The following is a 24,275-nucleotide window of genomic DNA, read 5'->3' as shown; positions in this document are numbered from 1 at the left end:
AGCCTCGACCAGTGGATCAGGCGAAGGCTTCGATCCATTGCATGGAAGCAATGGAAGCGCGGGCGCACCCGCTTTGCGGAGCTGCGTCGCCGGGGCGTCGGGCACGAGCTGGCGGCACAAACCGCCGGCAGCGCGCATGGTCCCTGGCGCATCAGCAACAGCCCAGCGCTCGCCATTGCCCTGCCGAACGCTTTCCTCGCAAGCATCGGCCTCGCTTTCCTCGCCCCTGCCAATGCCGCATAACCAACCGAACCGCCTTGTACGGGCCCGTACGCAGGGTGGTGTGGGAGGGGAGGAACCGCAAGGTTCCCCCCTATCCCGATTGGGACGTAAATTAGCCGTTATCCGTGGAAACATCCGCTCGCACAACCGTTGTGCCGGTGCATCCAGCTTCAGCGGATGTCACCGCGACAACGGAGATTTCCATGCGCATGCAATCCTTCTCGCCGATGCTTTCGGCGCTGGCCGTTTCGGCTTCCTTCCTGTGCGCTTCACCGGCCTTGGCCGACATGATGAAGATGAAGGCGACGCTCGATGGGGCGCAGCAGAATCCGCCCGTCACCACGGAGGGCAAAGGCGAGGCCGCTCTCGGCTTCGACACCGCCACGAAACAGCTCAGCTGGAACGTGACCTATTCAGGTCTCAGTGGGCCGGCGACGGCCGGACATATTCACGGACCGGCGGCAAAGGGTGAAAATGCCGGCGTCGTCGTACCGTTCAAGGGCGCTCCGAAAAGCCCGTTCAAGGGGGCGGCGGTGCTGACCGACGCGCAGGGTGCCGATCTGATGGCCGGCAAATATTACGTCAACATCCACACCGCGGCCCACAAGGATGGCGAGATCCGCGGGCAGATCGAAAAGACCGAATAGCAACAAACAGGGCAACCGCCCTGTTTGTCAGGTTTTGTCGCGAATCTGCGTCATCGTGCGGGTCGGCGTGATGGCCTCGGGGTCGAGCTTGATCTCGACGATCGACGGCTTGCCGCTGGCTCGCGCACGCTCGAAGGCCGGAGCGAAATCGGCGGTCTTGTCGACCGTTTCGCCATGTCCGCCATAGGCGCGGGCTAGCGCCGCGAAGTCGGGATTCCGCAGATCGGTGGCGACGACGCGGCCGGGATATTCTCGCTCCTGGTGCATGCGGATAGTGCCGTAAATGCCGTTGTTCACGACGATGACGACGATCGGGAGATTGTATTGCACGGCAGTGGCGAACTCCTGCCCGTTCATCAGGAAGCAGCCGTCGCCGGCAAAGGCGATCACGTCGCGATCCGGGAACAGCTCCTTGGCGGCGACCGCGGCCGGCGTGCCGTAGCCCATCGAGCCGGAAGTGGGGGCTGCCTGGGTGGCGAAGCGGCGGGAGCGGTGGAAACGGTGGACCCAGGTGGCGTAATTGCCGGCGCCATTGGTGAGGATGGCGTCGTCGGGCAGCACCGTTTCGAGATAGTTCATGATCGGCCCCATCTGGACGGAACCGGGGCCGGTTTCCGGCGGTGTAGACCAGTCGAGGTACGCGGCATGCAGGCGTTGGGTTTCTTCGGCCCAGCTCGGCGATGTGGGTCCTTTTCTCCTGGCGAATAACCGCACGAAGGCGGAAGGTGAGGCGTTGATCGCCAGCGTTGGCCAGTAGACACGGCCGAGCTCACCGGGGTCGGCGTGGACATGGACCAGCGTCTGGTCGGGGTACGGGCTCTTCAGCAGCGTGTAGTCCGACGACGGCATTTCGCCCATGCGGCCGCCGATCAGCAGCACCAGATCGGCCTTTTTGATGGCCGTGGCCAGCTTCGGGTTGATGCCGATGCCGACATCGCCGGCGTAGTTCGGGTGGAGATGATCGAACAGCATCTGACGGCGGAACGAGCAGCCGACCGGCAGCGACCAGGCTTCGGCGATGCGCTGCATTTCCTGAACAGCATTAGCATCCCAACGTGTGCCGCCCAGAATTGCCACGGGTCTTTTCGCGGCATTGAGCAGCGCTTCGAGCCGGTCGAGTTCGGCCTCGCCGGGAGAGGTTTCGACGCGCGTGTAGTGCTGGGCGGCAGGCGCCTCGGCCAGACTGGTCAGCATATCTTCGGGCAGCGAGACCACCACCGGGCCGGGCCGGCCGGATGTCGCCACCGCAAAGGCGCGGGTGACAAATTCGGGGACGCGCGAAGCATCGTCGATTTCGACCACCCATTTGGCGATGTCGCCGAAGAACCTGACGTAGTCGACCTCCTGAAAAGCCTCGCGCTGCTTGGCGTGGCTGGCGACCTGGCCGATGAACAGGATGACGGGAACCGAATCCTGCATGGCGATGTGGATGCCGGCCGAGGCGTTGGTGGCGCCGGGGCCGCGGGTGACGAAGCAGATGCCGGGCTTGCCGGTCAGGCGGCCATGGCAGTCCGCCATCATCGCAGCACCGCCTTCCTGGCGGCAGACGATGGTGCGGATCGTCGAATCGTGCAGCGCGTCGAGCACCGCAAGATAGGATTCCCCGGGCACGCAATAGATGCGGTCGGTGCCGTTGGCCTCGAGCGCATCGACGATCAGTTGTCCGCCGGTCTTCATTTTCCTGACCTCTCCAGTTCGGCAAGGATTTCTTCGGTGTGTTCGCCGAGACGCGGCGAGGGCCGCTCATAGACCAATGGCGTGCCCGACATGACCATCGGCGCGCGCACCGAGGGCAAGAGATTGCCATGGCCGTCGTCGAGGTCGAGCCGCATGCCGCGCGCGATGGTCTGCGGGTCGGCGAACATCTGGCCGATATTGTTGATCGGGCTGGCGGGCACACTTGCCGCTTCCAGTTTGGCCAGCAGCGGATCGCGATCGAAGGTTTTCAGCGCATCGATGATGTGTTCGCGCAGCTTCGCCCGGTTGGCAACCCGGGCGGGATTGGTGGCGAAATCGGGGTTCGATGACAGGCCCAGTCCGACGGCCGCGCAGAATTTGGCGAACTGGCCGTCATTGCCGATGGCCAGGATGATGTGGCCGTCCTTCACCGGCACCACTTCGTAAGGCGCGATGTTCATATGCGCATTGCCCATCTGCACGGGCGATTTGCCGGAGACCAGATAATTGAGGTTCTGGTTGCCGAGCGTCGAGATCTGGGTGTCGTAGAGCGCCATGTCGATGTGCTGGCCTTCGCCGGTCTTCTCGGCGTGGCGAAGCGCGGCCTGGATGGCGACGACCGAATAGAGGCCGGTGAAAATGTCTGATATGGCAACACCGGCTTTTTGCGGCTCGCGGCCAGCCTCGCCGGTGATCGACATCATGCCGGCCATGCCCTGGATGATGAAGTCATAGCCGGCGCGCGGCGCATAGGGTCCGTCCTGGCCGAAGCCGGTAATCGAGCAGTAGATCAGCCGCGGGTTGATTTTATGCAAGCTGTCATAGTCGAGCCCGTATTTCTTCAGGCCGCCGAGCTTGAAGTTCTCGATCAGCACGTCCGAGGTGGCGACCAGCCGGCGGATCGTCTCGGCGCCTTCGGGCGTCGAGAAGTCGACGGCGATGGAGCGCTTGCCGCGATTGCAGGAATGGTAATAGGCGGCTGAAAGGTTTTCGCCGTCATGGCTCATGACGAAGGGCGGACCCCATTTGCGGGTGTCGTCACCGCCATCCGGGCTCTCGACCTTGATGACGTCGGCGCCGAGATCGGCAAGCAGCTGCCCGGCCCACGGTCCGGCCAGGATACGGGCGAGTTCGATTACGCGAATGCCTTTCAGCGGAGGCTCAGTCATGGATCACCGTGATGGGTCGGAAGCGCAGCCTGTATCAATCCCGCGTGCCGCTGTCACGGTCCTTGCGATAGGCCAATCCGATTGTGCCAATGCCGATCACACCAATCTTGATCATGCTTGTTTCAGTACGCTGTCGGCCCACGCGGCGAAATCGTCCATGACGACATCCCGGTTCACCTCGTTCAAGCTTTCGTGGCGGGTCTCTGCGTAAACCTTTGAAACGAGATTCGAAAAGCCCATCCTGTGCAGGCGGCCGGCGAGATGGCTGACCGCCTTGCCGCCATCGGTCGCGGGGTCCTTTTCGCCGCCGACCAGGCAGATCGGAAGGGTTTTGCGGACGCCGGAAAAATTGGTGTCGTCGGCACCGTCGAAGACAAAACCGAACAGGTCGCGCCACATCGACACCGAGGCATCCCAGCCGCAGAGCGGATCGGCGATGTACTTGTCGACTTCGGCTGCGTCGCGCGACAGCCAGTCGAACGGCGTGCGGTGATCGGGGACGGCCTTGCCCCAGGCCTGGAAGGTCAGTCTCGGCAGCATGCGCGACGGCGTGTCGGAGCCCAGCCGAAATTTTTCCCAGGCAAGGATGGCTTGCGCGGCACGACCGGCGATCCCGGCGGAAAAATTGGCGTTCCAGATGGCGGCGGCGTGCAGCCGGCCCGAATGGGCAAGCATGAAATTCAGCGCGACGAGGCCGCCCATCGAATGACCGAAGGCAATGACGGGCAGACCGGGATGGTTGCCGGCAATCAGGTCGTGCACGGCGGCGACATCGGCGATGACCTTGGCGCCGCCATCTGATTGAGCGAACCTGCCGAGTGGGGCATCGGGCGCCCTGGTTGCGCCATGGCCGCGATGGTCATGGACGTAGACGTGAAAGCCGCGCTCACCCAGAAAGGTAGCGAAGCGGACATAGCGCGCGGCGTGCTCGGCCAGCCCGTGATTGATCTGAACCACGGCGCGCGGGCGGCCCTCGGCGCGTTTCACATAGAGGTTGAGCTCGGCCCCGGTCGGCGATCGCAGCACGCGCTGTTGGCTGAATGACATTGTCGCGTGGTCTCCAGCGCGTTTTTCGTGTCGCAGGCTTTTGTGTGCGTCGACGCCGGTTTTGCGTCAATCCGTGTTTTTCGCAGCGATGTTCTTGAGTCGCAACGTGGGGTATCGCAATTCTGACATGGAGAATTTGATACCGAGAGACAGCGGCAATCTGTTGCCGCTGATTTTTTTCAGCCGGGGGTGCCTTTATGCGGATGCGGACAGGTCTCGTTTTCGGATTTGCGCTTGTCGCCGTGTCGCTGACGGGTGTTGCGCGGGCCGAGGTGAAGATGAGCGGTTCTTTCGTGGCCGATGACGCCTGTTCGGCGACCCAGGCCATCAAGAGCGGAGAGAATCCCGGCAATATTTCGACCGATGCGGGACAGAGCTATGAGCTTCTGGCCGGCAACAAGGACACCCCCACGCATTACCTGATCCGCGTGCCGGGAGCAGATCCGGAGCGCCGCTGGGTGAAAATCGGTTGCGGCCATGTTTCGGGCGGCAGCGCGTCAACGATGCCGGCCGCGCCGACCGACCAGGACAGGCCCGCGGCCTCGGGAAAACCCGAATATGTTCTCGCGATGAGCTGGCAGCCGGCCTTTTGCGAAACCAAGCCCGGCAAGACCGAATGCAAGGCGCAGACCGCGGCCGGTTTCGACGCGACGCATTTCACCCTGCACGGGTTGTGGCCGCAGCCGAACGGAAATTTCTATTGCCAGGTGGCAACGGCCGATAAGGCCAACGACAACCCGGCGCACTGGCGGGATCTGCCGGCGGTCGAGCTCGACCCGAACACGCGGTCGGAGCTTGATCAGGTGATGCCAGGCACCGCATCCGGCTTGGAGAGGCATGAGTGGATCAAGCATGGCACCTGCTACGGCAAAAGCCAGCAAGAGTATTTTTCCGATGCGCTGAACCTGATGCGCGCGGTGAACGCTTCGCCGGTGCGCGATCCTTTCACCCAGAACACCGGTCGGGATCTGACGTCGGACCAGATCCGCGGCGCCTTCGACAGTGCCTTCGGCGCCGGCGCCGGCGAGCGGGTCCGCGTCTCCTGTTTGAACGACCGTTCGAGCGGCAGGCGGCTGATCGGCGAGCTGACGCTTGGCCTGACCGGCCCGATCGGCCCGAACAGGTCGCTCAGTGAGCTGTTGGCGGCGTCAGTGCCGACGAACAATGCCGGTTGTCCGAGAGGCCTCGTCGATCCCGTGGGATTCCAGTAACAAGCCGAGCCGGGCTGCCGCTTCGCGTCAGCCGCCGAGGCCGCGATCCTGTCTGGCCCGTGCAGCGAGGCCGTCGGCCTCGTGGCCGCCTGGTTCGCCGACGACGCGGTCGCGTCCGGTCGATTTGGCCTTGTAGAGGCGCTGGTCGGCCAGTGCGAAAGATCGGCGAGGCAGCGGGTCGTCTCGCTGACGGTGGAGATGCCGGCGCTGACGGTGATGTCGAACCGGCTGGTGTTTGCGGATGCCTTGACCGCATGTCTGATGCTTTCGCCAAGCAGCGTGGCGACCGAATGCGGACGCAAGCAGAGGATGGCGAACTCCTCGCCGCCGATCCTAAACAGCTGGTCCTCGGGACTGACAATCTCGCCAAGCAGGCCTGCGATGGACTTCAGCACCTTGTCGCCCTCGGCGTGGCCGAAGCGGTCGTTGATCGATTTGAAGTGGTCGACATCGATGATCAAGAGGCTGAGCGGCTTGGCCGTCCGCAGGCTGGCGGCAACGGCGGCTTCGCCGTCGCTGTCGAAACGTCCCCTGTGCAGCAGGCCGGTGAGGCCGTCGCGGCCGACATGCTTGACCAGCGCCTCATAGCGCTCGCGGTAGGTCAGCGTGTCGAAGATGTCGGACAGCCCGCGCGGCGCCGGGACCTGCCGTGCCTCGAACCATCTGATATAGGCGACAAGCATGATGCTGTAGGCAAGCGCGGCCGCCATCTTGGCGAACCAGCCGCCGAAGAAAACCGCGATCGGCGCGCCGGCGACGAAATGCAGCGCGGTGAAAAAACCAGCCTGGTCGAAAGTGAGCACGCAAGCGACGGAGATCAGGATGCGAGAAAACAACGCCTTGCGAAGATAACGCCCAAGCCTTTCGTAGAGCAGGATGATCAGGATGGCGTCGATGAAGAGCAGCGTCGTGCCCCACACCATCAGCCAGCCCATCTGGTCGATGAAGCCGATGTCGGGAAGCTTGCCATTGGGAAGCGGCGAGATTCCATGCAGGCGCAGGATCAGCACAAGCCCGATCATCAAGGCATTGCCGAGCAGCAGGCCATAGATGGGCTGCCGGACGGTCGCCGCGTCCTCCTTGATGTAGAGCAGCAGGAGCATCACCAGCTTGCCGGAAAACAGCACCGCGGAACCTGGCGAAACCATGCCGAATGGCAGCGCGACGTAGAAGACGCTGGCAAGGTAGGTTTCGAGAAAATGCATGACGCCCAGCGCGCAGACAAACACGCCGAGGCCGATGCGGTGCCTGAACCGGAAAAGCGTGACCATGACGCCGAAATAGAGGACCGCTTCGGCAAGGAGCAGGAAACTGTTCAGCAACGCCGTCGATCCGATTTCTCTACAGAAATCGTGGCTCGTCGGCGATTCCCCATCCAACACGTTTTTGACGCGGAATGGTTAACCGGAGCTTTCGCCGGGCCATGCGGCGAACCGAAAACGTCGCCGCTTCGATGAGTGCTTCCGGCTCGGAGACAGGATTGAAGCGCCAAAACAGTTTGCCGTTCGGCGCTGCATCGCCTACATAGCGCGCAACTTCCATTCAATCCGACATTCCAGTCGACTTTTCAGGGAAAGCGCGCGTGGCACGCCAGTTCATCTATCACATGGCCGGCCTCAACAAGGCCTATGGCACCAAGAAGGTGCTCGAGAATATACACCTCTCCTTCTATCCCGACGCCAAGATCGGCATCCTCGGCCCGAACGGCGCCGGCAAGTCGACGATCCTCAAGATCATGGCCGGCATCGACAAGGAGTGGAGCGGTGAGGCGTGGCTGGCCGAGGGTGCTACCGTCGGCTACCTGGCGCAGGAGCCGGCACTCGATGCGAGCAAGACCGTGTTCGAGAACGTCATGGAAGGCGTTGCCGCCAAGACCGCCATCATCGAGCGCTACAACGAATTGATGATGAACTATTCCGACGAGACGGCCGACGAGTCGGCCAAGTTGCAGGACGAGATGGACCGGCTCAACCTGTGGGATCTCGAACAGCAGGTCGAGATGGCGATGGAGGCGCTGGGCTGTCCGTCCAAGGAAGCCGAGGTCACCAAGCTGTCGGGCGGCGAGCGCCGCCGCGTCGCGCTCTGCCAGCTGCTGCTGCGCCAGCCCGACCTTCTGCTGCTCGACGAGCCGACCAACCATCTCGACGCCGAGACGACAGCCTGGCTGGAAAAGCATCTGCGCGCCTATCCGGGCGCGGTGATGATCATCACCCACGATCGCTACTTCCTCGACAATGTCACCGGCTGGATCCTCGAGCTCGATCGTGGCCGCGGCATCCCCTATGAGGGCAACTACACCAAATATCTCGAAGCCAAGGCCAAGCGGCTCAAGCAGGAAGGCCGCGAGGACGATGCGCGCCAGCGGGCGATCGGCCGCGAGCGCGAGTGGATCCAGTCCAGCCCGAAAGCCCGGCAGACCAAGTCGAAGGCGCGTATCCAGGCATTCCAGGACCTGCTGGATGCAGCCGACAAGCGGCGTCCGAGCGACACGCAAATCGTCATTCCGCATGGCGAGCGGCTTGGCAATGTGGTGATCGAGGTCGACGGGCTGTCGAAGGGCTTTGGCGACACGCTGCTCATCGACGACCTGTCGTTCAAGCTGCCGCCAGGCGGCATCGTCGGCGTCATCGGCCCGAACGGCGCCGGCAAGACGACGCTGTTTCGCATGATCACCGGCCAGGAAAAGCCGGATGACGGCACCATCCGCGTCGGCGAGACGGTCAAGCTCGGTTATGTCGACCAGAGCCGCGACGCACTCGACCCGACCAAGACCGTGTGGGAAGAAATCTCGGGCGGCGCCGAAGTGGTCAAGCTCGGCAAGTTCGAGGCTAACACCCGCGCCTATTGCGCGTCGTTCAATTTCCGTGGCGGCGATCAGCAGCAGAAGGTCGGAAACCTTTCCGGCGGTCAGCGCAACCGCGTTCATCTGGCCAAGATGCTGAAGACCGGCGGCAATGTGCTGCTGCTCGACGAACCGACCAACGATCTCGACACGGAAACGCTGGCCGCGCTCGAAGACGCGCTCGAGAATTTCGGCGGCTGCGCGGTCATCATCTCGCACGACCGTATGTTCCTCGATCGTCTGGCGACGCATATCCTTGCCTTCGAGGGCGATAGCCATGTCGAATGGTTCGAGGGCAATTTCGAGGATTACGAGCAGGACAAGATCCGCCGGCTCGGCCCGGATGCCGTCAATCCGCACAGGATGACGTATAAGCGGCTGACAAGGTAGGGCTCATCGGGGGCGGCGAATTCTCAAATGATCTGAGGAACTGAGATGGCTGACTGGTCCGCCGACCAATATCTGAAATTCGAGGACGAGCGCACGCGGCCGTCGCGCGATCTTGTCGCGCAGGTGCCGGTGGAGGCGCCACGCCGGGTGGTCGACATCGGCTGCGGGCCGGGCAATTCGACTGAATTGCTGGTCGAGCGCTGGCCGAGCGCCCAGGTCAGCGGTTTCGACACATCGCCCGATATGATCGAGAAGGCGAGGGCACGTCTGCCTGATGTGACCTTCGAGCTGGCGGATGCGGCGGCGTGGCAGCCGGCGGAGCCGGTCGACGTGATCTTCGCCAATGCGGTGTTCCAGTGGCTGCCGGAGCATCCGGCGATCTTTCAGCGGCTCATGGGATTTTTGGCGCCCGGCGGCGCGCTCGCCGTGCAGATGCCCGACAATATGGGCGAGCCCTCGCACCGGCTGATGCGGGAGACGGCGGCCGAAATGCCGTTTGCCGAAAAGCTCGAGGGCGCGGCGCGCGGGCCGCTGCCGCCGGTATCGCTCTACTACGATCTTCTGTCGCCGTTCTCAGACCGGCTCGACATCTGGCACACCGCCTACAATCATCCGTTGGCCGATGCCGGGGCCATCGTCGAATGGCTGAAGTCGACCGGACTGAAGCCGTTTCTCGATCCGCTCGACGCGGACGAGCGGCGGCTTTTCCTCGAGCGCTATACGGCAGCGATCGCGCAAGCCTATCCGAAGACGGCGAACGGCAAGGTGCTGCTGCGTTTCCCGCGCCTCTTCATCGTCGCGCGGCGCTCCGCTTAGCCACCGAGAGGCAGTGCTCGCCTGCGCTTGACGCGGTTTTGCCGCCATGCGCTATTTCAGCGGTGCAAGATCGGGGGCTTTTATCTCAGGCGCTTGATTTTAAGCCGGCATAAACCGGCTAGGTGCGAAAGATGTTGCGCCGAGCCTTCGCGGCGCCCAAATGAAGCCGTAACGCCTGCGCACGGGGACGGTCTGGAAATGCATCGCGTCATCATCAGCGGCATCGGCGTTGAAATCCCCGAGCCTTCGATCACCAATGAAGAACTGGTCGACAGCTTCAATGCCTGGGTCGAGACGGAGAATGTCCGCCGCCAGGCTTCGGGCGAGACCCTGCTGCAGAAATCCGACAGTGCCTTCATCGTCCATGCTTCGGGCGTCAAGACCCGTCATGTGATCGAGCGGGAAGGCATTCTCGACCCGACCCGGATGGCCCCGCGCATTCCGGCGCGGCCCGACGATGCGCTGTCGCTGGAAGCCGAGTTCGGCATCGCGTCGGCCAGGAAAGCGCTCGACTATGCCGGCCTGAAGCCTGAGGATATCGACCTGGTGATCTGTTCGGCCTCGCATCACCAGCGGCCCTATCCGGCGATCGCCATCGAAATGCAGCAGGCAATGGGCACAAAAGGCGCCGGCTTCGACATGGGGCTTGGCTGCTCGTCGGCGGCGGCGGCATTGCACATCGCGGTCAATCTGGTGCGGGCCGGCGCACACAGGCGGGTACTGGTGACGACGCCCGAAATCATCACCGGTCATCTCAACTTCCGCGACCGGCAGACGCATTTTATCTTCGGCGATGCCTCCGTTTCGATGGTCGTCGAAGGGCTGGCCCAGGGTGAGAAGCGGCCGGGACGTTTCGAGGTGCTCGACACGCGAACCTGGACGCAGATGTCCAACAACATCCGCACCAATCTCGGCTACCACACCCGCACCGCCCAGGAAGATCCGTATATGATCGATCTGGAAGGCAATCTGATCAAGCAGGTCGGCAACAAGGTGTTCAAGGAAGTCACCGTCGCCGGGCACAAGTTCATCGTCGAGTTCCTGGCCGAGCACGGGCTGACGCCGCAAGCGATCCGGCGCTTCTGGCTGCACCAGGCCAATGTCCGCATGAACGCCATGATCCTGAAGCTTTCGTTCGGCCATGAGGTCGGCCATGACCGCGCGCCGATGGTGCTGGAGCGCCTCGGCAACACCGCCGGCGCCGGCGCGATTGTCGCGCTGTCGGAGAACCACACGGACATGAAGGCCGGCGACTATGGCCTGCTCTGCGCCTTCGGCGCCGGCTATTCGATCGGCGGCGCGCTTTTGCGCATGCTCTGATCCACCGCGAACGGCACCAGCAGGCATAATCGCATCAGCCTCCTTGATTGGTGCATCAGCGCTTTCGACTGGACCTGATGAGCTGACTGCGGCTAATTGCGCGCATCACGCAAGGAGCGACGCCTATGCTGGATCTCTTCCCCGAGGCCGAAATTCCGGTCGAAATCATCCCGGCGCGGAAACTCGCCGCGCAGGTGGCAGCGCTTTACGTCGCGCCATCGGATCATTTCGAGACCCGCCCGGTGGATGAACTGCGGCTCGGCTTCGACGGCATCGCCGGAGATTTCCACACTGGCCTCACGCGACGCTCCGGCGGGCGCGAGCCCTGGTATCCACGCGGCACCGAGATGCGCAACGAGCGGCAATTGTCTGTCGTGGCGGCCGACGAACTGGCGATCGTGGCAGGGCGGATGGGCATCGCCGAGGTCAAGCCGGAGTGGATCGGCGCCAACCTGTTGATCGAAGGTCTGCCTCATCTTTCCATGCTGCCGTCGGGCACGCTGCTGTTCTTCAAAGGCGGCGTCACCATCAAGGTCGACGCGCAGAACGGACCATGCCGCATCGCCGGACGCTCGGTCGCCGAAAATGCCGGAATGGCCGACCATGAAGCCGGCGCACTGCTGTTCCCGAAGGCGGCAAAGCGGTTGCGCGGCCTCGTCGCCTGGGTGGAAAAACCAGGCCGCATCACGGCCGGCGAGGAGATATCGGTGCGCGTGCCGGAGCAGTGGATTTATCGGGCCTAGGAGCGTGGCCTGAGGGCTACGCCGCCATGAGGCGGCGTAGATTTTCCGGATCGGCCTCAGGCGGCCTTGCGGTTCTTGTTCGTCCCCTGCGCCATGTCGGACACGTGATCCCACTTTTCCCAGAGCGCGATGCGGTTGGCGTATTCCTGGCGGATCATCGGCAGGCCGCCATCGCCGAAGAATACCCGCAGCGGTGGCTCGGCCGCGTCGACGATCGCAAGCATCGCCGGTCCGGTGGCGGCGGGATCGCCTGCGACCGAGCGCTTGCGGCGTTCCGCCATCGCGGCGCGGGCCGGCTCATAGGCCGCGATCGGCTTCGAGACCTTGGCCGACGGTCCGGCCCAGTCGGTGGAGAAGCCGCCTGGTTCGACAAGCGTCACGTGGATGCCGAACTCCGCGACCTCCAGGCTGAGCGCCTGGCTGAAACCTTCCAGCGCCCATTTCGAGGCGTGGTAGAGGCCGAGCGAGGCAAAGGCGTTGACGCCGCCGATCGACGAGATCTGGATGATGTGGCCCGAACGCTGCGCCCGCATGATCGGCAGGGCGGCCTGGGTCACCCAAAGGGCACCGAACACGTTGGTCTCGATCTGGTCGCGCGCCTCCTGCTCGCTGACCTCCTCGATAGCGCCGAAATGGCCATAGCCGGCATTGTTGATGACGACGTCGAGTCGGCCGAAGCGGCTATGCGCCTGTGCGATCGCGGCATCGACGGCTTTCTTGTCGGTGACATTGAGCTCAATCGCTGCGATATGGTCGCCATATTGATCGACGAGATCGGCAAGCGTGCCGACATTGCGGGCCGTCGCCGCGACACGGTCGCCGCGGGCGAGGGCGGCTTCCGCCCAGACGCGGCCGAAGCCCTTCGACGATCCGGTAATAAACCAAACCTTGTGTGTCATGATCCACCAGTTCCTGCCCATGCGGGGCTTTGATTTGAGTTCTTGTTCGACCATGATCTTCAGCGAAACCGGATTCCACTTTTCGCTGACGCGGTCCTTCGGTTGGAGGTCATGGTCTAAACGGAGGCTACTCCGCTTCCGGCATATACGAAGCGTTTTCCGTTTATCCAAGGTCGAGCACGTTTTGTTGATGAGAGCCGACGCCGCAGCAGCCGGCCGGATCAGGAATAGCGCACCGGGCTCGACCAGGCCGGATCCTCGTGCTTTTGCCAATAGACCGCCATGAGGCGCCTGGTGATCGCGCCGACGTTGCCATCCGCGACCGGAGCGCCGTCGATCACCGTCACCGGCATGATGCCGCCGGCAGTCGAGGTGATGAAAACCTCGTCGGACCGACGCAGCGCCGCGACGCTGACATCGGCCGCTTTGACGGCAAGCCCTGCTTCCGCGCAGAGATCGAAGACGGTGCGACGGGTTATGCCGGGCAGCACGCCGACAGCCGGCGTCGACAGTCTGCCGTCGTCCACGCAAAAGACGTTGAAGCCGGGGCCTTCCGCGACATTGCCGTTGAAGTCGAGAACCAGCGCCGTCTCCGCGCCGCGGTCATAAGCGTCGTAGAGGCCTCGTACCAGGTCGAGCCAGTGATAGTTCTTGATCGCCGGGTCGACCGAAGCCGGCGGGATGCGCACCTTGTCGCTGATCGCAACATGCAGGCCGCGCTGCAACTGCTCGGCATTGGCGACCGAGCCGAAGGGAACGGCGAAAGCCATGAAACGGTTGACCGCGTCGCGCGGGTCACGGCTGAAGGTCGGGGACGTGCCGCGCGTGCACAGCATCTCGACATAAGCGGCGCGATGACCCGACAGCGCCACGCAATTGTGGAGGATTTCGGCCACGCCTTCGCGGTCGAGCGGGATCGTCATGCGCAGCTTTTTCAGCCCGCCGAAGAAGCGGTCGAGATGCAGGTCGAGGCGGAAGAATCGGCCGTTCCAGACATGCACCGTGTCATAGGTGGCGTCGGAATGCAGGAAGCCCCAATCCAGCACAGAGATCTTGGCCTGCGACATCGGCAGATATTGACCGTCCAGGAAGGCAACGCCGTCCGGATAGGAGTGCGGGTCCATGTGATGGGCGGCAAGCGAGGGCAGTGGATTGGCTTGCGGATCGATAGAGTTGCTCATCATGTCCTCCGTCAGGTCGCTTTTCCGCCGACCAGATGGCGGGATAGAGCGGCACGGCGGGTGGTACAAGAGACAGGCTGGTCCTGCCGCTGGGCCATTGAAGGGCAGTTATTCTTCCTCGTCGTCTTCGAGCAGACGCGTGGCGCGCCAGCGGGTCAGCACAATGTTGGTCTGCTCCATGACGAAGAAGCGCGCCGAGTCGCGGTCATAGCCTTCGGCCAGCAGTTTTTCGTAGTCGGTGTGCACATGGCGGATATGGGCGATCGTCGCCAGCCACACGGCAATCGTCGGCGGCAGGTTGTGCAGATGCGCCCGGCCGGCGTCGGCACGGATCTTTTCCATATCGGCATAGGGCGCCAACGGCAAAAGCGCAGTCAGCGCCTTGGCGATGGCGCGGCGGCGGTTGGTCGGCGCTCTCATCGTTCGTCGCGCCCGGCCATGGTCGCCTCGTCAAAGGCATCGGTCGAAGCGAAATAAGGCTTGATGTCGATCACCGGTGTGCCGTCGAGCACGTCAATGGCGTCGAGATCGATGCGGCCGGTGTCGATGTCGAGGGCGACGAGCTTTGCGATATGCAGCCCGACCGGGTTTGGCCGGGCAGGAGAGCGCAGCGAAAAAACGCCTTTCAGTTCGGCCGCATGGCGGGGTTTCTGCACGATCAGTCGACGCGGCGCGTGGTGCAGCCAGGTCAGGATGATGATATGGCTGGCGCGTTCCAGGCCAGGCAGGCCGTTACGATAGCGCTGGTCGATCGTGAGAACCGCCGGCCGTCCCGTTTCCCGCGCGGCCTTCATGTTCTTGGGGCAAGTCTCCCGCGTGGTCCAGGGTGAGGCTATGCGACCGATGAAGACGACATGGCCGTCCGGCGGCATATCGGCCGGATCGGTTTCCAGAAGCTTTTCGCCGTCGCGCGTTTCGAACATGGTTTGGCCTCGATCATGCTACCGGTTTTGCGCGATCCGCCACGCATGCGTCATTTTCTTGTCCGGAAGCGACATAGTGCTTGCAAGGCTGTCAAAATCGACATAAACATATGTTTATATCTCTTTCAAAGAGAATGCCCGCATGCATGTCGCACTCGACACTATGGTAGATACATTGAAGGCGGCGGCCGAATCCAGCCGGCTGCGCATCCTGGCGTTGCTGTCGCGCGGCGACCTGACCGTTTCCGATCTCACAGAAATCCTCGGCCAGTCGCAACCGCGCGTCTCGCGTCACCTGAAGCTGCTGCTGGAGGCGGGGCTGATCGGCCGCTACCAGGAGGGCTCATGGGCCTTCTTCCGGCTGTCGGATTCGGATGCGGCGCGGGATTTCGTGCTCAGGCTGGTTTCCGGCATCCGGGGTGCCGACCCACAGGTCGAGCGTGATCTCGAGCGGCTGGCAGCGGTCAAGCGCAAGCGGCAGGATCGCGCCGCCGAATATTTCTCCGAAAACGCGGCAAGCTGGGACCATATCCGCTCGCTGCATGTGCCGGACCGCGCCGTCGAGGCCGCGCTGCTCAAACTCGTCGGCAAACGGCCGTTCCAGTCGATGCTCGATCTCGGCACCGGCACCGGGCGGCTGCTCGAAATCTTTTCGCCGCTCTACCGGCGCGGCGTCGGCATCGACATGTCGCGCGAGATGCTGACCGTGGCGCGTGCCAACCTCGACAAGGCCGGCATTTCGAATGCGCAGGTGCGCCAGGGCGACATTTTTGCGCCGCCGGTCGAGCGCGACGCCTTCGATCTCGTCACCATCCACCAGGTGCTGCACTATCTCGACGATCCCGCCCGCGCTATCCGCGAGGCGGCAAGGCTGCTGCGGCCGGCCGGCCGGCTGGTGATCGTCGATTTCGCACCGCACGCGCTGGAATTCCTGCGCGACCAGCACGCGCATATGCGGCTCGGCTTTTCCGACCGGCAGATCGCCGATTGGTTTTCCGAGGCCGGGCTCGACATGGAGGACAGCAAGGAATTCGAGCCGCGCGGCGGCAACGAGGCCGGGCTCACCGTAAAACTGTGGCTCGGCCGTGACCAGCGCATGCTGATCGCCGATCCTTCCAACGACACGCAACCAGCCAATGCATATTCGATAGGGGAAACCGCCTGATGAACCAGTTCCGCTTTTCCCGCCGCCCTGACATTGGCGACAAGATCCGGGTTTCGTTCGAGTTCTTCCCGCCGAAGACCGACGAGATGGAAGCGAGGTTGTGGGATACCGTCACCAGGCTGGAGCCGCTCAAGCCGAACTTCGTATCGGTGACCTACGGCGCCGGCGGCTCGACGCGCGAGCGCACGGCGCGCACGGTCAAGCGCATCCTCACCGAGACGACGCTGACGCCGGCGGCGCACATGACGTGCGTCGATGCGGCGCGCCACGAGGTCGATGAGGTCATTCAGGAATTCGCCGGTATGGGCGTCACCCGCTTTGTCGCCTTGCGCGGCGATCCGGCCGAGGGCGTCGGCGCCGCCTACCGTCCGCATCCGGACGGCTATGCCAATGGTGCCGAACTGGTGGGCGCGCTGAAGGGGGTCGGCGATTTCGACATCTCGGTCTCCGCCTATCCGGAAAAGCATCCGGAGAGCCCGGATTTCGCCACCGACATCGACATGCTGAAGCGCAAGGTCGACAATGGCGCGACACGGGCGATCACCCAGTTCTTCTTCGACAATGATCTCTACGAGCGCTATGTCGAACGGGCGCGGCGGGCCGGCATCTACATACCGATCGTGCCGGGCATATTGCCGGTCCACAATTTCACCCAGGTCGCCAATTTCTCGTCGCGCTGCGGTGCGCTGGTGCCGGCGTGGCTGGCGGAACGCTTCGACGGGCTGCAGAAGGACCCGCAGACGCATGCGCTGGTGGCGGCGGCCGTGGCGGCCGAGCAGGTGCTGGACCTGGTCGAGCGCGGCGTTGGCGATTTCCACTTCTACACCATGAACCGGGCCGATCTGGCGTTCGCCATCTGCCACATGATCGGCATCCGCTCGCATGAGGCTGAAGCCGCCGGATCTGCCGCGGCGTAAGCTCCGGCGAGGTTTTAAGATGCAAAAAGGCCGGGCAAAAAACCCGGCCTTTTCAATGACTTGGACTATTCGGTGCTGGCCTTCCGTCGCTTTGGCGGGTCTACGGAAGAAAGCCCATAATCAGGGCTCCGATGAATGCGAACGCAGCACAGATCATCAATGCGTTGATTGGCCTCGTGAGTCCCATGTCATAGCCTCCTCTTAAAGAGCTATGTTCAGAGTCTAGGTTCATTTGTGCCACAGGCAAGCGGAAAATGTGCTGCAATGCGACGAGATTGTGGAATTTGCGACCTGCTCTTTGCCGTTAGGCATTGAAACTCTTCGGCAAAAGCCGGCCTCGGACCTGTGAATAAATTGTGTCGAAGCCGGGGCAACAATAAGCATGGCAGCGCTACCGCCGTCGAAAATCGGAATCGATTTCTCGGCTCGATGGGAAAATTCAAGGAGTTGGAGCATCCTTTTTTGCGCGGCCAATTGGACGAGGCGCCCTAACGCCGGCGGCCGAACAGGCGCCCGTCGATGGTGACGAGGCCGAACGCGATCAGCGCCATGCCGCCGAGTTCGAACAATTCGAGCCGTTCGCCCAGGAACAGGAAGCCAAGCAGGATGGCGCTGGCCGGCACGATCAGCGTGACCAGCGAGGCGTTGGTGGCGCCTGCCGAGGCGACGAGGTTGAAATAGAGGATGTAGGCGAAGGCGGTGGACAGCAAGGCCAGCGCCAGCACCGCCGCCCAGACCGTCGGCGAGGCCGAAAACAGGTTGGCAGAACCATAGCCGAGCAGCACGACCGGGATCATGACGATGGTCGAGGCGGTCAATTGTCCAGTGGCGATGACCGGTGACGGCACGCCCTTGAAGCGGCGGGCAATCATCAGGGCAACCGCATAGGACAGCGACGCACCGATCAACGCGAATTTCGCCCAGACCGGGCCGCCCAGCCCGGCAAGCAGGCCGGGACCGACCATCACCGCCGTGCCGGCGATGCCGAGCGCGATGCCGACAAGCTTGTTCCAAGAGAGTTTTTCGTCTGATGTCAGCGCGTTGGCGAGGATCAGCGTCCAGAACGGCGTCGTCGAATTGAGCACCGAGGCGACGCCGGCGCCAAGCTCGGTCTGGCCGGCGAAGATCAGCGAGAAGGGAATGACGTTGTTGGCGAGCGCCAGCAGGAAGAACAGGCCGGCATGCGGCAAGGCGAGGCGGAAGGAGGGACCGCGCAGGCCGAGATAAAGCTGCAGCGCCAGCGCCGCGATGGCGACGCGAAACAGCACCAGCACCAGCGGGGGAATCTCGGCAACCGCAATGCGGGCGAAGAAGAACGAGCCGCCCCAGATCGCGCCGAGCAGCAGGAGCTGCGCCCAGTCCTTCAGGACCATGGGTCCGCGCATTGCAGTCGTGGTTGTGATCGCCATGGATCGTCCTCCCAGATGGCTCCGATGCTAAGCCAATCAGGCGCCTGTTCAGGCCATATCCTGTTCGACGGCAAGGGCCACCCGAAACCGGATTGGTGGGCTAGCACTTCTGTCGTCTTGCCTGTCAACTGGCGTAGCGCCGCGGCGTCAGGGGTGCGAGACACAGAATTGTTTTCATTCACGCATAGGTTGGATTAATTGTGCGCGGGCTCAGTTTGAGGATTCATCCATGCAGCGATTCGAAAATGCCCGCGAAGCGGCGCTGGCGCTTCGTCCGGACGATCCGGTCTACTGCTTCCGTCCGCAGGTGCTGAAGGCCGACGCCAGGCAGTTCATGGGCATGTTTCCCGGCAAGACCGCTTATGCGGTCAAGACAAACGGCGAGCAGATCGTGCTGAAGGCGCTGGTCGAGGCCGGCGTCAATGCTTTCGACGTGGCCTCGCCCGGCGAGTTCGCCGCCGTGCGCGCGGTCTCGCCCGACGCCGAGATGCTCTACATGCATCCGGTCAAGGCGCAGTCGGACATCAAGCTGGCGCTGGAGAAATATGGCATCCGCGTCATCTCGCTCGACCATGAGGACGAGATCACCAAGCTGACCCGCGTGGTGCGGGCGCTCGATATCGATCCGGGTGCGATCACCGTGTTCGTGCGCATTCAGACGAAAGGATCGGCCGCCTACGAGTTGTCGAAGAAATTCGGCGCCGGGCCGGCCAACGCGGTCGAGCTGGCCGAACGGCTGAACCGGACGGGTTACAAGGTCGGCCTGTGCTTCCATGTCGGCAGCCAGATCGAGGATCCCGACACCTATGAGCGGGCGCTGGCCTCGGCCGACTGGGTGCGCAACCGGGTCAGTTTCGACATTGCCGGGCTCGATGTCGGCGGCGGTTTTCCCGCCGAATACGGCCATGATCCCAACCGCAAGCAGGTCGAGATGCCGTCGCTCGGTCAGATTATGTCGCGGCTGTCGGGCGATCTGAAGGAATACCAGTTCGACCAGATGCCGCTGGTGGCGGAGCCGGGCAGGGTGATCGTGGCGCGCTGCCTGTCGCTGATCGTGCGCGTGCTGCTGCGCAAGGGCAAGCGGCTCTACATCAATGACGGCATTTGGGCGTCGCTGTCGGATTCGTGGACCGGCAAGATCACGCTGCCGGCGCGCTTTATTCCAGACCCGGCGATCCGCTCGCGCAATGGCGAGGAGAAGAGCATCGTGCCGTTCAAGGTGTGCGGCGCGACCTGCGATTCCGTCGACATCCTGTCGCGGCCGTTCTGGCTACCGGAAACGGTCGACACCGGCGACTGGATCGAGATTGGCCATATCGGCGCCTATTCGCTGTCGCTGAGGACGCGGTTCAACGGCTTCTACCCCGACACCTTCGTCGAGGTAACGACGCCGTTCGATGAGGGCGACGCGCCGGAAGGATTTGCCAGCCTGGAGACGATGGCGGATTAGAGCCCTTGCCTTCTTCCACAAGGGGAGAAGGGAAGAAGCGCTACAGCTTCGCCAGCAACTCCGGTGTCGGCCAGCCGTCGACCGGCAGGCCGAGCCTGGTCTGCTCCTTGCGGACCGCCTCGCGGGTGTTGGTGCCTAGGATGCCGTCGACCGATCCCACGTCATAGCCTTTGGCTTCGAGTTTTGTCTGCAGCGCCTTCATCTGGTCGCCGTTGAGGCCGGGTTCGGGATTGCGCGGATCGAATTGGGGCGCGCCCGCCAGCCGCGCGGCAAGATTTGCCGCAGTCAGCGCATAGGTGAAGGACTGGTTCCATTCGAGATAGACGTCGAAATTGTCGTAGACGAAGAAGGCCGGCCCCTTGCGCCCCATGGGCAGCGCGAGACCTGCCTTCAGGCCGTTGTTGACAAGAGGCGTGCCGTTCGGGTTGGTGACACCCCACTGAGCCCACTGCGTCAGCGGCAGCTTGTTGGTGCGGCCGGTCTGGTCCCACGGCAGGTCGTCGGGCACGCGGACTTCCTCGATCCAGGGCTGGTCGCGTTTCCAGCCCCGCGACATGATTTTGTTTGCCGTGGTCATGATCACGTCCGGCGCGCTGCCGCGCAGGTCGACCAGCCCGTCACCGTCGCCGTCGACGCCGCGGCCGAGATAGTCGGACGGCAGCATCTGCGTCTGGCCGATTTCCCCCGCCCAGGCGCCGGTGACGTCGGTCGGCACCACACCGCGATCGATCAGCGTCAGCAGCGGCACGATCTGCGGGCGAAAGAGCTGCGGGCGACGGCAGTCATGCGAGAGCGTGACCAGTGCGTTCAGCGTGTGGAAATCGCCCTGCACGGCGCCGAAGTCGGTTTCCAGCGCCCAGAAGGCCGCGATAATCGGCGGCTGGACGCCGAATTCCCGGTCGGCGCGGGCAAAGACGTCGGCATATTTTTTGAGATTTGCGGCGCCTTGCTTCAGCCGATAGGCCGAGATCATGCGGTTCGAGAATTCGATGAAGGTCTGGGTAAAGACGCCCTGGGCGCGGTCGCGCGCCAGCACCTTTTCGTCGGCGGTGGCGTCTTCCAGCGCCTCGAGGCCGGCATCGCCGACGCCGGCGTTCCTGGCCTCCGCCGCCACGCCCTGCTTCCATGCCTCGAAATCGCCGCCGCATTGCTGTGCCGCCGCTGGCGCCGCCGTGGCGGCCAGAAGCATCGCCGCGAGAATTTCCAAGCGCAATCGCATCGCCATCCTTCCAAGAAGATCGCCAGCGGTTGCAGGCGTCCTTCATTGGCTGTGTCGAAAAGCAGGCCGCAGGCCCAGTGTCAACGGGTGTTCTGCCGCAGCCATTTGTTCCATGCGGCTTCCGAGCCGTTGAACACATTGATGTCGGCGTTGCCCTTCATGCCAGGCACAACGCCGGTTCCGGTGTACTGCCAGAAAGTGAAGGGGTGGCTGCCGTATTTCTCGCGCGGGTGGCCGGCCACAGAACGCAGCCAATAGGGATAGCCGCGGAAGACCGACAGCCCGTTGTCGTCGAAGAAATCGATCGAGGTGTAGATGATCGGCTTCTTGCCATAGTGGTTTTCGACGATTTCGAGGAATGTACTCATCTCGCTGCGAACCGTCGCCGCATCGGGCCGCAGCTTGCAGGTCGGCGATTGCGGATTCCATTCCATGTCGAGAACCGGCGGCATTGCCGAACGGTCTTTCGGCACGTTCCTGATGAACCAGCGCGCCTGCGTGGCGGCTGGTGTGCAAAAATAGTAAAAATGATAGGCAGCGCGAGGAATTCCGGCGAATTTCGTGCGGCTCCAATGCTCGTTGAAATACTCGTCGAAGCGGTCGCCGCCTTCCGTCGCCTTGATGAAAACGAAGGAAATGCCGCTGGCCCTGGCCGCCGGCCAATCGACCGATGTCTGGTATTTGGAGACGTCGGTGCCGTGAACGGCATAGCTCCACGGCGCGCCGCTGTCCCACTCATGCGGGTCGGAGTCGTCGAAGCGGGGTGCGCGCACCGCAACGGTCGGGGCGCCAGATGAAGGCAGCGACGGCGCAAGATCGTCGACGGTCGAGCAGGCGCCCAGCAGCGTCAGCATGATGAAGACCGCGAAACGGCGCATCGCACCTCCTGAACCGGGTTCAGCCGGCCGCTGATGGGTTGTTGCTGCAGGTGGCCCCTCGACCGTACCCTCACGCGATCGCCCCACAGGACCGCTCCTAATCTTAAAGCGCGTCGCGTGGACGCGCTTTAATCTTTGTTCTTATACATGTCGTTATCCCAAAACCGCTAGGCGCCCCTCGTTCGGGCCTGGGGCATGCTTTTGGGCGACATGCATCAGTGATCGCCGATCATGGTTGATATTCCGTTCACGGCGCTCGACAGGAATCGCGATTTTGCCGAAGCAAAGGCGGCAAATCGATGACATAAATCAGCGTCCGGGGGAGTTGGAAAAATGCGGATTGCTCTGACGCTCGTGAAATGGCTACTCGGGCTGGCCATGCTGGCGCTCGCAGCACTCGCCGCGTGGCTTTACATCGCGCCGCCGGAACTGATCCGTGTCGGCTCGGGCTATTCGGCCAAGATCGTCTGCTCGAATGTCTTTATCGCCGGACGCGATGCCGATGAGGTTCTCGCCGTCGACGTGCAGGCGCCGGGCCACCCGCTGCTCAGGCTGATGAGGATCTCCGTCGACAAGGAGCGGGGCACGGTTTCGGCCGGGCTGTTCGGCGTGTTCGGCAAGAGCGTCGCGGTCGTTCGCGACGGGCTCGGCTGTGCTTCGGTTCCGGACGGCAATATTGCTGCCGCCAAGACTGTCACCGGAACTGCGTTGACGCCGGCGCCGCCGCCTGACGCACTCTGGCCGGAAGGCGACAGGGTCGATGCCTCCCAGAACCCCGAAATCGCTGATATCCTCGACGATCCGGCGCTCACCGGCACCGGCATGCGCGCGGTGGTGGTGGTCAAGAACGGCCGCATCATCGCCGAGCGCTATGGCAGCGGCTTTACGGAGAGGACGCCGCTGCTCGGCTGGTCGATGACCAAGACGGTGAACGCCGCGGTCGTCGGCACGGTGGTGAAGGACGGCAAGATGGCGATGACGAACCAGGGGCTGTTCGGACCCTGGAAAACGGACGGCCGCGCCGCCATCAGCCTCGCCGACATGATGGCGATGTCGAGCGGGCTGGAGTTCAACGAGGACTATGGCGATGTCGCCGACGTGACGAGGATGCTCTATCTCGAGCCCGACATGGCGGGCTTTGCCGGATCCAAGCCGCTGACCAGCGAGGTGGGCAAGATGTTTTCCTATTCGAGCGGCACGGCGGTGATGCTGTCGAGGCTCTGGCAGGATGCGATCGGCGACGAGGCGCTGGCGTGGCCAAGGGTTGCATTGTTCGATCCGCTCGGCATGCAGAGCGCGGTGCTGGAGGCCGACGAGCACGGCACCTTCGTCGGCTCGTCTTATCTTTACGCCACCGCGCGCGACTGGGCGCGCTTCGGCCAGTTCCTGCTGCAGGACGGCGTCTGGAACGGCCAGGAGATCCTGCCTGCCGGCTTCGTCGGCTGGATGCGTGAAGCCACATCCGCCTCGAAAGTCTACGGCAAGGGCCAATTGTGGATCGAGGGGCCGGGCGACGAGGAGAGCGCCGGCGCCGGCATTGCCGCTGGCCTGCCTGGGGATACCTATTGGATGGAAGGCCATGACGGGCAGACGGTCGCCATCATTCCCTCGGAGCAGTTGGTGGTGGTACGGCTCGGCCTGACGCCGGCCAAGCTCGGCTACCGGCCGCAGACGATGGTGGCGGCGCTGGCGAAGGCCCTGCATTAGGGTCAAAACCCAATCACCTGAACGACCGAGTTCGGACCGATTGTGTTGAAAAAGTCCGGGTTGCAGCAGTCCTGAAGCACTGATTCAATCTTCGTCGTAAGAGGGGATTGAGTCGATGATGGGCGAGCAAAGTGTGATGCAGGAGGAGCTGTTTTACGGCTTCAGCCTGGAGCGGCATGTGCCGGCGGATCACCTGCTCAGAGCGATCGACCGCTTCGTCGACCTTTCCGCCATCCGCCAGCATCTGGCGCCCTTCTACAGCCCGATCGGCCGTCCCTCGATCGACCCTGAGCTGCTGATCCGCATGCTGATCGTCGGCTATTGCTTCGGCATCCGCTCGGAGCGCCGGCTGTGCGAGGAGGTACATCTGAACCTGGCCTATCGGTGGTTCTGCCGGCTTGGCCTCGAGGGTGATGTGCCTGACCACTCAACCTTCTCCAAGA

At 63.2% G+C, this 24,275-nt stretch carries 23 protein-coding genes and 1 pseudogene; 12 read left to right on the top strand and 12 right to left on the bottom strand.

Annotated elements, in window-relative coordinates; translation table 11 throughout:
- Both IQ26_RS40125 and IQ26_RS35135 read left to right on the top strand, forming a co-directional pair.
- Positions 1 to 243, top strand: a 243-nt coding sequence (locus tag IQ26_RS40125) for a group II intron maturase-specific domain-containing protein (RefSeq protein ID WP_276316460.1), incomplete at its 5' end; no start/stop codon positions are given.
- Between the two features lie 182 nt (positions 244 to 425).
- Complete coding sequence (locus IQ26_RS35135; RefSeq protein ID WP_145722955.1) at positions 426 to 869, top strand: CHRD domain-containing protein; 444 nt, start codon at positions 426 to 428, stop codon at positions 867 to 869.
- 27 nt (positions 870 to 896) lie between these two features.
- Here the strand turns inward: IQ26_RS35135 and IQ26_RS35130 are convergent, their stop codons facing one another.
- From IQ26_RS35130 to IQ26_RS35120, 3 genes are all read right to left on the bottom strand, one after another.
- A complete protein-coding gene (locus IQ26_RS35130) occupies positions 897 to 2,546 on the bottom strand; it encodes a thiamine pyrophosphate-binding protein (protein ID WP_145722954.1) in 1,650 nt (549 codons plus the stop codon).
- Positions 2,543 to 3,715, bottom strand: a complete 1,173-nt coding sequence (locus tag IQ26_RS35125; RefSeq protein WP_145722953.1) for a CaiB/BaiF CoA transferase family protein — start codon at positions 3,713 to 3,715, stop codon at positions 2,543 to 2,545. The genes IQ26_RS35130 and IQ26_RS35125 overlap by 4 nt, the downstream gene beginning before the upstream one ends.
- Before the next feature lie 111 nt (positions 3,716 to 3,826).
- The gene (locus IQ26_RS35120; RefSeq protein ID WP_145722952.1) at positions 3,827 to 4,762 is read right to left on the bottom strand and encodes an alpha/beta fold hydrolase; all 936 of its coding nucleotides are present in this window, start codon (positions 4,760 to 4,762) and stop codon (positions 3,827 to 3,829) included.
- 197 nt (positions 4,763 to 4,959) lie between these two features.
- Between IQ26_RS35120 and IQ26_RS35115 the strand changes: the two genes are divergently transcribed.
- Positions 4,960 to 5,973, top strand: a complete 1,014-nt coding sequence (locus tag IQ26_RS35115; RefSeq protein ID WP_420846409.1) for a ribonuclease T2 family protein — start codon at positions 4,960 to 4,962, stop codon at positions 5,971 to 5,973.
- A 27-nt stretch (positions 5,974 to 6,000) separates the two neighbouring features.
- On the opposite strand, the pseudogene IQ26_RS35110 reads toward IQ26_RS35115, so the two are convergent.
- Positions 6,001 to 7,295: pseudogene (locus tag IQ26_RS35110) on the bottom strand (GGDEF domain-containing protein).
- 19 nt (positions 7,296 to 7,314) lie between these two features.
- Positions 7,315 to 7,515, bottom strand: a complete 201-nt coding sequence (locus tag IQ26_RS35105) for a hypothetical protein (protein ID WP_145722951.1) — start codon at positions 7,513 to 7,515, stop codon at positions 7,315 to 7,317.
- Between the two features lie 40 nt (positions 7,516 to 7,555).
- Here IQ26_RS35105 and ettA point away from each other — a divergent pair, with 40 nt between their 5' ends.
- The 4 genes from ettA (at position 7,556) to IQ26_RS35085 (ending at position 12,084) form a co-directional block, all read left to right on the top strand.
- Positions 7,556 to 9,205, top strand: a complete 1,650-nt coding sequence (gene ettA, locus IQ26_RS35100; protein ID WP_145722950.1) for an energy-dependent translational throttle protein EttA — start codon at positions 7,556 to 7,558, stop codon at positions 9,203 to 9,205.
- A gap of 45 nt (positions 9,206 to 9,250) precedes the next feature.
- Complete coding sequence (gene tam / locus IQ26_RS35095) at positions 9,251 to 10,021, top strand: trans-aconitate 2-methyltransferase (RefSeq protein ID WP_145722949.1); 771 nt, start codon at positions 9,251 to 9,253, stop codon at positions 10,019 to 10,021.
- A gap of 198 nt (positions 10,022 to 10,219) precedes the next feature.
- Positions 10,220 to 11,341 carry a beta-ketoacyl-ACP synthase III gene (locus tag IQ26_RS35090; RefSeq protein WP_145722948.1) on the top strand — a complete coding sequence of 374 codons (1,122 nt, stop codon included), beginning with the start codon at positions 10,220 to 10,222 and terminating at the stop codon, positions 11,339 to 11,341.
- Between the two features lie 125 nt (positions 11,342 to 11,466).
- Entirely contained in the window at positions 11,467 to 12,084 is a 618-nt protein-coding gene (locus IQ26_RS35085) for an MOSC domain-containing protein (RefSeq protein ID WP_145722947.1), read from the top strand.
- 56 nt (positions 12,085 to 12,140) lie between these two features.
- Here IQ26_RS35085 and IQ26_RS35080 read toward each other — a convergent pair whose 3' ends face one another.
- From IQ26_RS35080 to tsaA, 4 genes are all read right to left on the bottom strand, one after another.
- Positions 12,141 to 12,983, bottom strand: a complete 843-nt coding sequence (locus IQ26_RS35080; RefSeq protein WP_145722946.1) for an SDR family oxidoreductase — start codon at positions 12,981 to 12,983, stop codon at positions 12,141 to 12,143.
- Positions 12,984 to 13,204: 221 nt separating this feature from the next.
- Complete coding sequence (locus IQ26_RS35075; RefSeq protein WP_162458164.1) at positions 13,205 to 14,164, bottom strand: D-amino acid aminotransferase; 960 nt, start codon at positions 14,162 to 14,164, stop codon at positions 13,205 to 13,207.
- A gap of 108 nt (positions 14,165 to 14,272) precedes the next feature.
- Entirely contained in the window at positions 14,273 to 14,584 is a 312-nt protein-coding gene (locus tag IQ26_RS35070) for a DUF2293 domain-containing protein (protein ID WP_145722944.1), read from the bottom strand.
- Positions 14,581 to 15,087: a tRNA (N6-threonylcarbamoyladenosine(37)-N6)-methyltransferase TrmO gene (tsaA, locus tag IQ26_RS35065; protein ID WP_145722943.1), complete on the bottom strand. Its 507-nt coding sequence runs from the start codon at positions 15,085 to 15,087 to the stop codon at positions 14,581 to 14,583. The genes IQ26_RS35070 and tsaA overlap by 4 nt, the downstream gene beginning before the upstream one ends.
- 142 nt (positions 15,088 to 15,229) lie before the next feature.
- On the opposite strand from tsaA, the gene IQ26_RS35060 reads away from it, so the two are divergent.
- A complete protein-coding gene (locus tag IQ26_RS35060) occupies positions 15,230 to 16,252 on the top strand; it encodes an ArsR/SmtB family transcription factor (RefSeq protein ID WP_145722942.1) in 1,023 nt (340 codons plus the stop codon).
- On the top strand, positions 16,252 to 17,169 hold the full coding sequence (gene metF / locus IQ26_RS35055) for a methylenetetrahydrofolate reductase [NAD(P)H] (RefSeq protein ID WP_145722941.1): 918 nt from the start codon (positions 16,252 to 16,254) through the stop codon (positions 17,167 to 17,169). The genes IQ26_RS35060 and metF overlap by 1 nt, the downstream gene beginning before the upstream one ends.
- Positions 17,170 to 17,657: 488 nt before the next feature.
- Here the strand turns inward: metF and IQ26_RS35050 are convergent, their stop codons facing one another.
- Complete coding sequence (locus tag IQ26_RS35050) at positions 17,658 to 18,578, bottom strand: DMT family transporter (protein WP_145722940.1); 921 nt, start codon at positions 18,576 to 18,578, stop codon at positions 17,658 to 17,660.
- A 229-nt stretch (positions 18,579 to 18,807) separates the two neighbouring features.
- Here IQ26_RS35050 and IQ26_RS35045 point away from each other — a divergent pair, with 229 nt between their 5' ends.
- Positions 18,808 to 20,028, top strand: coding sequence for an alanine racemase (locus tag IQ26_RS35045; RefSeq protein WP_145722939.1), 1,221 nt, complete (start codon positions 18,808 to 18,810; stop codon positions 20,026 to 20,028).
- Positions 20,029 to 20,068: 40 nt separating this feature from the next.
- On the opposite strand, the gene IQ26_RS35040 is transcribed toward IQ26_RS35045, so the two are convergent.
- Both IQ26_RS35040 and IQ26_RS35035 read right to left on the bottom strand, forming a co-directional pair.
- Positions 20,069 to 21,247 carry a lytic murein transglycosylase gene (locus tag IQ26_RS35040; protein WP_145722938.1) on the bottom strand — a complete coding sequence of 393 codons (1,179 nt, stop codon included), beginning with the start codon at positions 21,245 to 21,247 and terminating at the stop codon, positions 20,069 to 20,071.
- An 80-nt stretch (positions 21,248 to 21,327) separates the two neighbouring features.
- Positions 21,328 to 22,125 (bottom strand): glycoside hydrolase family 25 protein, encoded by a 798-nt coding sequence (locus tag IQ26_RS35035; RefSeq protein WP_145722937.1) that lies wholly within the window; start codon positions 22,123 to 22,125, stop codon positions 21,328 to 21,330.
- 333 nt (positions 22,126 to 22,458) lie between these two features.
- Between IQ26_RS35035 and IQ26_RS35030 the strand changes: the two genes are divergently transcribed.
- The gene (locus IQ26_RS35030; protein ID WP_145722936.1) at positions 22,459 to 23,832 is read left to right on the top strand and encodes a serine hydrolase domain-containing protein; all 1,374 of its coding nucleotides are present in this window, start codon (positions 22,459 to 22,461) and stop codon (positions 23,830 to 23,832) included.
- A gap of 115 nt (positions 23,833 to 23,947) precedes the next feature.
- A partial coding sequence (locus IQ26_RS35025; protein ID WP_145722935.1) for a transposase occupies positions 23,948 to 24,275 on the top strand: 328 nt, incomplete at its 3' end.

This window comes from Mesorhizobium tianshanense, assembly GCF_007830515.1.
GTDB lineage: Bacteria > Pseudomonadota > Alphaproteobacteria > Rhizobiales > Rhizobiaceae > Mesorhizobium > Mesorhizobium tianshanense.
Note: the sequence above shows the minus strand (reverse complement) of the source record. Positions and strands in the feature narration are given on the sequence as shown.